The 13,434-nt window shown below is 48.8% G+C and carries 7 protein-coding genes; all 7 read left to right on the top strand.

Translation table 11 applies throughout. From position 1 onward, the window contains the following. Positions 1-71: 71 nt before the first annotated feature. The 7 genes from recB (at position 72) to LEUMU_RS0110095 (ending at position 13,415) form a co-directional block, all read left to right on the top strand. On the top strand, positions 72-3,674 hold the full coding sequence (gene recB, locus LEUMU_RS0110125; protein WP_022952174.1) for an exodeoxyribonuclease V subunit beta: 3,603 nt from the start codon (positions 72-74) through the stop codon (positions 3,672-3,674). After that, positions 3,671-5,323 (top strand): exodeoxyribonuclease V subunit alpha, encoded by a 1,653-nt coding sequence (gene recD / locus LEUMU_RS0110120; RefSeq protein WP_022952173.1) that lies wholly within the window; start codon positions 3,671-3,673, stop codon positions 5,321-5,323. The genes recB and recD overlap by 4 nt, the downstream gene beginning before the upstream one ends. Before the next feature lie 87 nt (positions 5,324-5,410). Continuing rightward, on the top strand, positions 5,411-6,445 hold the full coding sequence (locus LEUMU_RS0110115) for an NADP(H)-dependent aldo-keto reductase (RefSeq protein ID WP_022952172.1): 1,035 nt from the start codon (positions 5,411-5,413) through the stop codon (positions 6,443-6,445). A gap of 62 nt (positions 6,446-6,507) precedes the next feature. Further along, positions 6,508-8,094, top strand: coding sequence for a hypothetical protein (locus tag LEUMU_RS0110110; RefSeq protein ID WP_022952171.1), 1,587 nt, complete (start codon positions 6,508-6,510; stop codon positions 8,092-8,094). Then, positions 8,075-10,405, top strand: a complete 2,331-nt coding sequence (locus LEUMU_RS0110105; RefSeq protein WP_022952170.1) for a hypothetical protein — start codon at positions 8,075-8,077, stop codon at positions 10,403-10,405. The genes LEUMU_RS0110110 and LEUMU_RS0110105 overlap by 20 nt, the downstream gene beginning before the upstream one ends. Before the next feature lie 117 nt (positions 10,406-10,522). Further along, positions 10,523-11,734: an OmpA family protein gene (locus tag LEUMU_RS0110100; RefSeq protein ID WP_022952169.1), complete on the top strand. Its 1,212-nt coding sequence runs from the start codon at positions 10,523-10,525 to the stop codon at positions 11,732-11,734. Between the two features lies 1 nt (position 11,735). Then, positions 11,736-13,415 carry a DUF4332 domain-containing protein gene (locus LEUMU_RS0110095; RefSeq protein WP_022952168.1) on the top strand — a complete coding sequence of 560 codons (1,680 nt, stop codon included), beginning with the start codon at positions 11,736-11,738 and terminating at the stop codon, positions 13,413-13,415. Positions 13,416-13,434: the final 19 nt, after the last annotated feature.

Genomic DNA, 13,434 nt, shown 5'->3' with positions numbered 1-13,434 from the left:
AGAAATAGCTTGATCACTAACCGATATATGGTATCAATGTTAGACTTATTGTCAGCCAGCCCAATTTGCCCATGCCATCTAATGACGCCGCACTACCCATAGCCTTTAACGCATTTTCAACTGCGCTGGAGCCGGGCATTAATTTGATTGAAGCCAGTGCCGGAACGGGGAAGACCTTTTCGATTGCGATGTTGGTGCTGCGCTTTGTAGTAGAGCATGAATTGCCCATTGAGCAAGTGTTGGTGGTGACATTTACCAAGGCAGCGACTCAGGAGCTACGGCTTCGTATACGCCAGCGTTTGCAGGACTTACGCCGCTATCTGGTGACTCCGCAGGACCCTAGTAATGATAATCAGGATCAGGCATTTAAGGATTGGGCGGATAGCCTACCCAATCCAGAAGCAGCAGCGAACCGAGTGGCTCAGGCCTTGGCCTCTATCGACAATGCGGCTATCTTCACGATTCACAGTTTTTGTCAGCGCATGTTGCGCCAGTATGCTTTAGAAAGTGGACAGCTATTTGATGCAGAGCTAAATGCCAATGTCGATCAGTTGCGATTAGCGCTGGCTGAAGATTACTGGCGTCAGCAATTGTATGCGGCAAGCGAGCTGAAAGTCTCCGTGTGCTGCGCGCAATATCGAAGCCCAGCGGCATTGCTGCAAAGTATTAATAAAATTCAGGAAGGCATGGTGACCGAGCCTGCTGGCTTGAAGCTGGATGACACTTTACGGCAGGTTGAGACGGCCAGCGAGCAGCTGAAAGATCTAAAGCGGGTGTTATTAACGCCATTGGCTACCGCATTAGCTGAGCACCCTGCCAATTTTAAACCGGCTTTTGTGGAGAAATTCCCAGAGCTGAATGCTGCTATTGAGCATTGGCTAGATCACCCTGACTCTGCCATCCCCGTCACTAGTCTAAGCGCACTGCGTTATGACAGCTTGTTTAGCGATGCGCTAAACGGTAATAAATTTCGCAAAACGAAATTGCTGGCGGCTGAAGATCGCAAACGCACGTTCTTATCTGACTATGGCATTACTCAAACCGATGCGCTGGATAGCCTGCTAATTAATCTTGAGCAATCGGGGTTGGCTTTTCGCTTGGGGCTGCTGGAGTATCTGAGCGAGCACCTGCAACACAGTCAATCCACCTTAAATGTTTTATCGTTTAATGATCTGATTACGCGCTTATCGCAAGTGCTGCAAGGTGAGGGCGGTGCCTTATTGCAATCAGCGCTACAGCGGAAATTTAAAGTTGCGTTGATTGATGAGTTTCAGGATACCGACCAGCAGCAGTGGAATATCTTTTCCTCGGTTTATAACACCGAGCATCATTTCCTCTATCTGATTGGCGATCCCAAGCAGGCGATTTATAAATTTCGTGGGGCGGATATTTATTCTTATTTAGAAGCCAAGCGAGCGGCTCATCGTTCTTATACCTTGGATACTAACTTCCGCTCGCATCCGGCGTTGGTCAATTCGGTCAATCGCTTATTTGATGCAGCTGAAAATCCATTTTTACTCAAAGAGATTCCCTATTATTCAGTAAAAGCCGGTAAGACTGACGATGGCTTTTGGTGGAACGATCAGCCCGCGCAAGCCATGGTGCTGTGGTGTTTGGAAGTTAATCCTGAGTCTGCCGAAGGCTATTGGGGTAGTGGCGTGGCGCGCCAAGTGCTGCGGGTGTCAGTGGTTAATGAAATTGTTGCATTGCTAGCAGAAGGTAGTGGCGCTCGGCTTGGTAAATCGCTGGAAGATTCACGTGCCATGCGCGCGCAGGATATTGCGATTCTAGTACGCGGGAATGAGGAAGCGGCAAACTATCAGTCTGCCCTTCAGCAAGCGGGCATTGCGGCGGTCATTAATAGCAAGCAGTCGGTATTTGAAAGTGAAGAAGCGCTGCATTTACAGCAACTGTTAACCGCATTAATTCAACCAGGCAATATTAGTCGGGTGCGCCAAGCGTTGGCGTTGCCGTGGTTTGGCTTGGATGGGCAGGCGTTTGATGCCTTGGCTCGTGATGATCACAAGCTGCAACAATACGTTAGCGACTTTCAGCAGTTTCAGCAGCGCTGGCTGGAGCGTGGGCTAATGGCGATGATGCGCAGCCTGTTGGATCAATACCAGATACCGCAGCAATTGGCTCAGCAGCTACAAGCCGAACGACGCATTACTAACCTCAACCACTTATTAGAAATATTGCAGCAAGCGGTTCAGGATGAGCGCTTAGATAGCCATAAAACGCTGGAATGGCTGAGCAAAGCGATTAGCGAAAGGCTGCAAGGCGAGGGCAAAGAGCTGCGTTTGGAGCAGGATGAAGCCGCCGTCAATATTGTCACCATTCACAGCTCTAAAGGATTGGAGTATCCGGTGGTGTTTTGTCCGGAGCTATGGAGTAGCAAGCGCACCATGTCCGCGCCATCTGGCGATAAGGTGGTGATTTGTCATGAAGGTGACTCATTGATCGCCGACCTTGGCAGCAGCAAGCAAACAGAGCGTTTTGAACAATCGCTGTTTGAGCAGGACGCTGAAGATCTGCGCTTATTATATGTTGCAGTCACCCGCGCGGCGTATCGCTGCTATGCGCCATGGGCCACTGTGCGCACTAAATCTCAGGATAATAGCTCAGCTTTTGCTTATTTATTAAAAGGCTATGCGGGTGAAGACTGGCCACAAAAATTACAGGCGCTGGCTAATAGCGATACAGGGTTTGAGTTTACTGAAATTCCGGCAATTGTAGAGCCACAGCAAGCCATCACTCAGGCTGTTTCTACGGAGATTTTATCGGCTCGTACACTGTTGCAGCCCATTAAACAGCGTTGGCAAATGAGTAGCTACTCGGCTTTGGCATATCTTAGCCATCAGCAACATGCTTTGGAATTACCGCAAGATAAATCTCAGGAACCTGCTGAAGTGCCGGTGCTTGTGGCCGAAGTCGCAGCCGAGGTATTACCTAAAGGCGCGCACACTGGTAACGTGCTGCACGATTTACTAGAAAACCACAGTTTCAAATGGTTGGCTAAACTAACGCCGGAGACCGTTAAGCTTCCAGAGTATGAAAGTTATGTTAAATCAAGAGAGCGTAGCTGCTTGCGATATGGTTTAGTGCTGGAGGAAGAAGGCTATGAGGCGCTGGATAGTTTACTGGCTAGCTCAGTAGCCGCGCCACTCGACGCTGATGATAGCGAATTCTACCTAGCCAATTTAGACGATAAAGCTTGCCTGAAAGAAATGCCGTTTTACTTCACAATGAATGATTTGCAAACCCAGAGCCTGAATCAGTTATTGGCAGGGCAGGCAACCTGTCAGCCGCTATCCGCTCGTACTTTAAGTGGCCAACTGACCGGTTTTATCGATCTTATCTGCGAGTACCAAGGCCGCTATTATGTGATGGATTATAAGTCCAATAGCTTGCCGGATTATGATGCGGAAAGCTTGGAGAGCGCCATGCGTGAGCACAATTACGGCTTACAGTATTTTCTGTATTCGGTGGTGCTGCATCATTATTTGCAACAACGCTTGCCGGATTATGATTATGATCTGCATTTTGGCGGGGTACGCTATTTATTCCTTCGTGGTATGGATGCCGCCGAACCGATGCAGGGTGTATTTGTTGATAAGCCCGAGCTGGAGCTTATCGAAGCGATCAGTGATGTGCTGAGGGGGATGGCAGCATGAGTCAGTCAACTAATAGCTATTCCCGCTTAGATGTGGCATTGGCCGATTTTTTGAGTCTACGTTGTGGTTTAGAAGACGAAGCCAAGGCGCAATTTAAACAGCTAGTGCTGGATTTATCCGCCGCGCAGCAAGCAGGCCACAGTTGTTTGCATGTTAATACGGAGCAGCAGGCCTTATTAAATACCTCACCATTAGTATCGGCAGGTCATGAAAATACGCCTTTGGTATTAGAAGAGACGCGTTTATATTTGCAACGATATTGGCGTTATGAATCTCGCTTAGTCAGCAGTATTTTTCCACGTATGGGAGCAGCGACAGCACCTCCTCAGCTTGATGAGTTGCTGGATAAATATTTCCCACCAGAAGCTGGCAGTACTGAAACCGATTGGCAACGTGAGGCCGCCGCAAAAGCCGCTCAGCAAACTTTTAGTATGATCACCGGTGGCCCCGGAACGGGAAAAACAACCACTGTACTCAGAATTTTAGCCTTATTGCAGGAGCTGCATCAGGGTGAATTATCCATTGCATTAGCCGCTCCTACAGGTAAGGCAGCGATGCGCTTGCAGCAGTCACTCATTGGCGGCAAACAAAGCTTACCGATTAGCCCTGAGCTGAAAGATTCTATTCCGGAAACGGTTAGTACTTTGCATCGCTTACTTGGCCCGATTAACCAATCTATTCATTTTAGGCACAATGCCAAACACCCATTGCCATTTGATTGCTTGGTGGTGGACGAAGCCTCAATGATCGATTTGGCGCTAATGGGCAAACTGATCGATGCCATTAGCCCAAATGCGCGATTAATTCTCCTCGGTGATCAGGATCAGCTAGCGTCAGTAGAGTCTGGTGCTGTGCTCAGCGATCTTTGCGCGAGTCTCCCCGAGCACACCTTGCAACTCAAAAAGACTTACCGTTTCGATGGCCCGATTAAAGAGTTAGCGCTAGCGGTGAATGCCCGAGAAGCGAATCAGGCGTGGCAGTTATTACAGGATGAATCCAAACCCGAAGTCAATGTGGTCACTCAAGGCGTTGTTAGCCATATGCTGGCGCATTACTCCGGATATATTAAACAGGTTCGAGCCTACCGCAGTACAGCTGGGTCGGTTTCAGTGGCCCAAGCCTTTGAGTCATTCCACGCCTTTCAGGTTTTAGCCGCTGTTCGACAGGGCCCGCATGGGGTTGAAGGGCTGAACCATGAGCTAGAAAAACGGCTAGTGGCTAAAGGGCTGGATACTTACCGCCATTGGTATCATGGTCGTCCGGTGATGATTACCCGTAATGACCCCTCATTAGGATTATTTAATGGCGATATTGGCTTATGTCTTTATGATCAGGGTGTGCAACAATTACAAGTCTGGTTTGAGCAAAGCGATGGTTCGCATCGTGCGGTGATGCCGGGGCGTTTGCCAGAGCATGAAACCGTGTATGCCATGACCATCCACAAGAGTCAGGGCTCGGAATTTCCGCATGTGATGATTGTCTTACCAGAGCAGATTAATCCCTTATTGTCTGGTGAACTATTATACACTGCGATTACCCGAGCCAAAACGCAGGTTGATATCGCTGCGACTCAGCCGGTATTCAACTATACGGTTAAGCAGCGGGTCCAACGTCACAGTGGTTTGCGTGAAAAACTATCAGCGCGTTAAGATTAACAGCCTGTAACGCATCCTTAATTTTGACATTCACACGCCAGCAGTTATATTGTGCGGGCCGAAAAAACACAGGATTTTTGAATGGAATACAGAAAGCTGGGTAACACCGATATTGATGTGAGCGTGATCTGTTTAGGCACCATGACCTATGGTGAGCAGAACACCGAACAAGACGCTCACGAACAGCTGGATTTTGCACTGGATAACGGGGTTAATTTTATTGATACGGCTGAAATGTATGCAATTCCTCAGAGAGCTGAGACTCAGGGCTTAACCGAGAAATACATCGGTAGTTGGCTGGCAGGGCGCGCCGATCGTGATAAAATCGTACTGGCCTCAAAAGTGGCAGGCCCTGGCGTTGAACATGTGCGTGGTGGTTCTCAACTAAACCGCAAACACATTACTGAAGCACTTGAAGGTAGTCTTCAGCGACTGAAAACCGATTATTTAGATTTGTACCAAGTTCATTGGCCTGCGCGTAACAGTAATTTCTTCGGCCGTTTGGGCTATGAAGCACAGGCAGAAGCCGAAGACGATACCATTTTAGAAACCCTTCGGGTGCTGACAGACTTAGTGGCTGAAGGTAAGATTCGCGAAATTGGTATCTCCAATGAATCGGCTTGGGGCACAATGCGTTACCTGCAATATGCTGAGGCGCAAAATCTGGCGCGGGTTGTTTCTGTGCAAAACCCGTACAGCTTATTAAACCGCAGCTATGAAATTGGGATGGCGGAAGTCTCGCACCGTGAGAAAGCAGGATTGTTGGCGTACTCGCCATTAGGTTTTGGTATGTTGACGGGTAAATACCATCAGGGTGCTTGGCCAGCAGAAGGCCGTGTCACAATCTGGAAAGACTATTTCACCCGTTATCAGAATGATCAGGGGATGGCCGCAGCCGGTAAATACATCGAGCTGGCAAAGGCGCATGGCTTAACCCCGACTCAGTTGGCATTGGCCTTTGTGAATACCCGTCCGTTTGTGACCGCAAACATTATCGGTGCCACAACCATGGAACAACTGAAAGAAAATATTGAAACTCACAGCATTACGCTAAGTGATGAGCTGATGGCTGGTATTCAGGAAATACATCAGGAAATTAGTAACCCCTGTCCCTGATGTCAGGCGAATACATCCCGACCCAATAAAGCAGTGTGAGCGCCATGTGGCGCAAGGAAAACATGGCAAGCTCCAATTCCCCCGGCCTGATTTACGGCTTTTTTACAAATGCGAGAACCACTCCGGTGGTTCTTATTATTTTGTTATCGGTGATATCGTTTTATACCAGCTACGATGGTTTGGTACGGTTCTCCTTTACCACGCCGGAAGAGGCGTCCTGGATCAGCCTCACCGTGCTGGGCTTGGTGGTGTTTTGTATTCAGCTAGTGCTGGTTTACGCGCTGCGCAAAATGGCATTGTCACGCCGTTGGATGGCCAAAGTACGCTGGTTGCCGCTGTATCTGCTGACGATGTGTATCAGTGTGTTTTTCAGTTATGGCTTCTACTACAAAATGCTACGGGCCGAGGGCTTTGCGAAAGAGAACTTTACCGCACAGCTCAATGAAGTGCGTGAAGGTGCGCAAAACTATCTGTTAGCCTTTGAAGCAGTGGAGCGCGGTAGTAATCAGTTAAAGCTATACTCCGAGCGCCGTTCTCGCGAAGAAGAATCGTTTGGTGGTACGTGTGGTGATGGCTCCGTGCCGGGTAAGGGACCACGCAGAACCTTCAGAAACAATGAAGCGGAAGTGTTTGCCGCCATTGCTAATAGCATTCAGCCCTTGGGCGTTAAAGTGAAAGGCGACATCACTCGACTGCAGGGCTTTATTGATAGCTATCGTCCGGATACGCAGGATGTTGCCTCGCTGCAAAGTCAGGTGAACAGCATTATTCATGAGGTGAACACCAGCCGCAGCGCGCCAGTACTTCAGGAGTCTTCACGGATTATCGAGCAGCGTGTGGATGACAAGCGTTTAAGAATTGTACCAACCGCAACCGGCTATATTGCGTGCCCGGATAACACGATTAGCTTAAATGGTAATGCCATGCTCAATAGCATTCAGAACTTACCAAGTCTGGATGATGTGGAGCTATTCAACCCTTATGATCAGCGTAATGTCTTGAATCGTGCGATGGATGTTATCCGTTCGATTCCGAGCTTGGCGCAGGCTTGGTGGCGGGGTGACGACCTGACGCCATTAATGGAGCAGGGTAAAGACTCTACGCAGCGCGATGACTATGTTCCTTTGTTATTAGGAGCGTTGGTTGACTTTGTGTTGCTGATTGTGGGCTTGGCGGATGGTTATATTTCGCGACGTCGTAACTGGTTGAGTCCTCGGTTTGAGGGTGAATACTTTAGCGCTGAAGATGTCGATAAACTGGGTAATATCAGCGATATTAAATACCTATCCAGCAATATTCAGCCCTATTTATACAACAGCTTGGGGCAGCACTTTTTTATGATTCCAAGCTCGCCAATTCATGGCAATCGGATTGCCAGTGAAATGCTGGAGCTGTTTGAGATATTGGCCAGCGAGCGGATTCGTCCGGCTATGTTGCGACAAGTGCCTTATAGCTGGATTCCACGCAGTGTGCGCGATGAGTTATTTGATATTTTTGGCGATGACTCTGAGTTTATGACCTTCAATGTGTATCGCATGAGTGCGACGCAGTGGGATGAGTTAAAACAATCTTTGAGTGTGGCACAGCAAAACCGACTAAAACGAGCAGCTCAAGCGGCGGAAAGCGATCGTGTACTTAGCAGTAATTAAGCTAATCTGGCTAATCAGAGAAGCGTTCAATTGGGTACGGATTCATGCGCTGCGGATTTTTGCCAGCAATACCTTTCAAGGTGGCTTTGGTAATACTGGTGAGCGTGCGGCTAAGCTGCCTTTAAGCGATTGGCGCTACCCTTTGAGTATTGTGCTGGCGCTGATTGAAGCGGTGGTGTTGAGCATCTGGCAAGTGTGCCGCTGGTTGTTTTTCTTTAACACCCGCAGTGTGCCGGAGTTTGTGCTCAGTGGCGTCAAGCTGGTGTTTGTGCTGGCAATCCTGAGTGTGGCGGGCTTGTATGGCTACTTATCTGGCGAGCCTGATCCTGAAGTGTTGGCCGAATATCGCGTGCAACATCAGCACCTAACTGCAACGGCATTATTGGGGCAGGAAGGTAGCCTAATCGGTGCTATGGCGAATCCTCAGCAAGTGGGTGAGTCGCGAGTTGGTGGTTTGTATGCGGAAATTGTGTCGCCGGTGTATTGGGATATTCTTGATTACAGCACAGGGCGTCAGTTAGAGCTGAATTATCAGGATACTGGCGTGACGGATTTATTGTTACGTCGTAAAACTAACTACAAAGGCATTGCTGCTGCACAATTAATTCAGGCGCTAAACCCGTGGAGTACTTCCAACGCTAAAAACTTAATCGTTAATCTCTCGCAGAATTTAAAAGGGCAGCCAAGTACCTGCTTAGGCGTATTTGACCGTTTGTGTGAGGCGCTATCATCGATTCGATTTGCTAAGCATACTTTCCCGTATCTGGCGGCTAATAATGGTGCGGAGCTGAAACGCTGGACGGCAATTCATGGCACTTTGCAAGGCTATGGCGATGATGTTCGGGGTTTGCGGGCAGCGTCAGAAACCGTGTTTTCAAAGCGACCTGAGCAGCTAAGCAATGCAGAGCAGGCGTTATTCGCCGTTGCACAATTAGCCAAGCAGCCTTTATTAGAAATCAGTGATTGGTCCGCCTTGCTTGAACTAGCGGGTGAAATATCCAATCGTTTATATGGCCAGCAGCAGCCGGCATTAGCCAATGAAATTCAGCGTGATTTGACCTCGCTTAAAGGCTCCCGTGTGATTACCACTGCCAATGCAGAGAATCTAAGCCCGGAAGCGGCTTTAGCGCAGCCTCATTTGCTAAAGCGCGGTGCAGCGGTATTAAGTGAATTCTCAAGTCTAGTCTCAGAGCGCTTAAATCGCGAATATCAATTAACCCAAGCCGACCAGATCATCAGTGATGTGCAGGTCAGTTTGCCGGTTATTGAAAATATGAATTTTGAAAAAGGCATTCTGGCGCGCCTAAAAGAAACTGAGCGGACTTGTGGTGACTGCGGATTAAAGCGCAGCTTGGGGCCAGAGCCTGAAGCGGGTGGCGCACAAATTCAAATCATGGTGGCCAATGCCGAAGGGCGCTTGGTGCGCTATTTTAGCCGTGGCGAGATTGAAGACCGAGCAACCGGTGCGCTATCGAGTTTGCCTGCGGCGGTGTTACTCGCCTCACGCGGAAATAATCTGCCGGAGACTCGCTTTTGTAACCAGACCTACCGCAACTTGCCAAGTTCAGTAAAAGACTTTCCTTCCGGCATTGTGAACTGCGAGACGTTGGATGAACCCGGTCACTCCTTAAGTTTTCAAGAATCCATACAGGCGCGTGCTTCCTTGCCATTGTTTTATGCGCTACGCAAATATGCGACTCCTGAGCAATTACAAACTTTGTATCAGCAGTTTGATATTAAGGATTTGAGAAGCCGTCAGGGTAAAGCCACACATGCTGAACAGTTGGCTTATGAAATGAGCTACGGCGTCATGCAATCCACGCCATTGAATATGCTGGATGTAATTCATCAGATCAGTGAAATGCTGTATGGCACCGGTGAGGCGCAGGCGATTCAGAGTATTTCTCAGTTCCTGATTAATGATTTGGGTGAAAGTCGTCGCTACTTAGATTTTGGTAAAAGTCCTTCTCAAATTACGATTGTTGGTAACTATTTGCGCACGGCGAATGCCAAGGCTACGTTACGTAAATTGCTGCAATTTGAGACAACCCCACCGAATGGTGCCCTGCATCTATTCAGTCGCCTAACGAATGCAAAGTTTTTATTAACCAAATCCGGTCAGAGCTACACTAAGCAACAGGTCCTTCGGGATCAGTGGTTGCTGGCGAGTGTCATTATTCGTGGTCAACGCTACAGTGTCAGTGTGTTTGTTGGCAGCCCGATCGCCGATGAAGCGGGGCTGGCAGAAAATTTGATTGCAGCACGCCTGTTGTTTCCGATAATGGCTGAAATTGTGGACAGCCTTGACTGATTGATATTTATTAATCTAAGTTATGTGTCGGTACCCGATGATAATCAGGCGTTTTTGGGCTGCAGATAGGAAACGCTCCGTTGGGGTTTGGGCGGGTAAAAAGGACTTACAATAGTGATGAAAAAACTACTGATTGCGCTAGTCGCAATATTGGCGTTACTGGTGCTCGGCTGGTTTGCGGTTTATCAGGTTAAGGGGCCGGCGATTGAGGCGGATATTCAGCAACGCGCTCAGCGGGAATTGATTGCCAATAATATGGGTTGGGCAAAGGCAACGGCTGATGGTCGGGATGTGATCGTGAGTGGTGTGGCCGAAAGCTCACGGCAACAGCGACAGGCCTTGACCTTAGTGAAGGTTCGGGGTGTGAATCAGGTAATTGATCAGGTCCTGACGGAACAGCCAAGCGCCGCAGTCGAAGTATTAAAAACAGATGTCGCCGTTACCGTGATTACCAACGACGGAACCACTGGCGTCACGCCGGTTGATACCCCAATGGAAATACCATTAGTTACTGAGGCGGATCAGCTGTCCAGTGATATCCCTTATCGCATGCAAATTCAGCGCGATGAGGCGGGTCTGTACACCATTAACGGCGTGTCTTCTGGTATGGAATTTCAGCAAGCGATTGAGGCTCACTTGCAGTCAATTGGTGCCGATCCTAATCAAACTACTTGGTCATTACAGGAGAGCGCCTTAGCAGCCCCTGAAGACTGGCAGGAAAACGTAAAAGACAGCATTAGCGCTTTGCAGTATTTAAGGCAAGGTAGCGTCAGTATTATCGATGATAAAGCGTTGGTGAAAGGTATTGCCAGCTCTCAGGATGCCAGCGATGCAGCCGAGGCTTATGCGCAACGCTTGGCAGGCACCTATGCCACTGAAATGGTGTTAAAAACAGACGCCGTTGCTGTGGTGGCTCCGGTCGCTCAGGCGCCCATTGTTGGCTCTAATAAATACGTTGAGAAGTTCTGCCAAGGCTTGCTAAATGAAGCCGTGAAGCAGGGCAGTATTCAATTTGAAAGTGGCTCAGTGACACTGCCTGATGCGGCAAAATCCATTTTGGCAGGCGTGGTAGAGCCAGCAAGTCGCTGCCCGGCACATCGTATCTACATTAATGGTTACACCGACTCTTATGGCGATGCAAAAGCCAATAAGGCCTTAAGTCAGGCACGTGCCGAATCGGTAATGGCTTATTTGGTCAATCTGGGTGTGCAGTCAGCACGTTTAGAAGCGCAAGGTTTTGGGGAAAGCAAACCAATTGCCAACAATAAAACAGAAGCAGGGCGGGCTAAGAACCGTCGCATCGAATTGATCGTAAAAGGAACACAATAAAATGGCGTATCTAATTATTCAAATCTGGGCATTTCTATTATTAGCCGCCGTCATTGGTGTGCTGGCAGGCTGGTTTTTGCGGGGTGGTTCACAGCGCAAAATGGATAAAATGAATCAGGAGTGGTCGCAGCGGCTGGAGAATTTAGAGCTGGAGCGCGACGAGTATCGCGACAAAATTGATGCGCTGAATGCAGCAGGCGTGCGTCAGGGTGAAATGTTCTTACGCTTATCTGAAGAGCGTGATGTGTTATCTAGCCGTTTAAGCGAGCGCAACAATGGCGATGCAGACAATGATCTGGTAACAACAGAGTATCGTCAAAAGCTAAGCCATTCCGAAGCTGAAATGAGTGAGTTAAAGGCTCAGCTGGATAACACGGCAAAGCAACTGGCCGAGACTCAGCAGTCGCTGGCAATCGCTAATGAGAAGTTGGACGGCGCGACGGTTGATGGCTCATCCACTCAATTAAATGACTATATTACGCGACTGCATGAGTCAGAAGCGGCGGTTAAGCAGCGCGATGAGAAAATCGACGTGCTGCATCAGAAGCTTGCAACCAATCTTACGGTGCTGAGCGAGACAAAAACAAAGCTGCTGGCTGACTTAGAAAAAGAAAGAGGTTCACATCAAACTGATAGCGAATCTTTGGATGAGTACAAGCGTCAGGCTCAGGAGTGCGAAGAGCAGCTGACTTGTGCTGAAAATAAATTGAGTGAAGTTTCCGAGGAGCTAACTCAAAAGAAGAAAGCCCTGGAAGCCGCGAATGCTGAGCTGGCGACTAAGCAGAAAGAAAGCAGTGACGCGATTCAGGCATTGAATGGCCGTGTTGATGAGCAGGGTGAGCAATTTACTAAGTTGCAAGCTCAGTTAAGTGAGCGTGACGATACCCTAAAGCTGCAAACGAAAGCCGTTGCTGATGGCAAAGGGCAATTAGAGCATGTTAAAGGTCAGCTGGAGCAAACTCAGAAAGCATTAACCGAAAGCCACAAGCGACTGAATCAAGTTGAAACAGAGCTACGAGCCAGTCAGCTGCAAGTGAGCAAGCTGGAAGATCAGGCCGATAGTACCCCACGAGCACCTCGGGATTACTCCGGACTCGCCTCCGGTATTATCTCTGGCAGACCAGCCACTCATGCGGCAACCGGCAGTTCGCGGGCTTCTAACTGGACTAAGCTCAGCTCAATGGCGCGCGAAGGCTATGAGAAAGTTAAAGAGAAGGTTGAAGATACGACGGCTGAAGTCGTGACGGCAACTGCGATGGCATCCCCCAATGATGAAAACTATCGTATTGAAATCATCCGTTCTATTGGTAGTGACAATCGTCGCCAACTGCATGATATGGGTGTGACAACCACGCTGAACTTGTTGAATAAATGCAAAGACCGTGATGGTGTGGCGTTGATTTCTAAAGCACTGGGTCGTGAGTCATGGGTGATCTCTTCATGGGTAGCGATTGCTGATTTGCTACGGGTGAAAGGCATTGATGGGCCAATGGCCGAAGTGCTGGAGTTAAGTGGTGTGTATTCCACTGAGGCGCTGTCTGAAGCCAATCCTGAAAAACTGATTCAGTCGATCAAGGCTGTTAACCAGCGCGTTGAGAAAGTGTCGAATATTCCGGGGATTACGACAGTCGCCGCGTGGATTCGTCATGCTGAGTCCTTACCGAAAGTCGTTAACCAGTAACACGTAAGATAGAACGCAA

This window comes from Leucothrix mucor DSM 2157 (assembly GCF_000419525.1).
In the GTDB taxonomy this organism is placed as follows: domain Bacteria; phylum Pseudomonadota; class Gammaproteobacteria; order Thiotrichales; family Thiotrichaceae; genus Leucothrix; species Leucothrix mucor.
The sequence above is the reverse complement of the archived record's forward strand: the minus strand, read 5'-3'. Positions and strand labels throughout refer to the sequence as shown.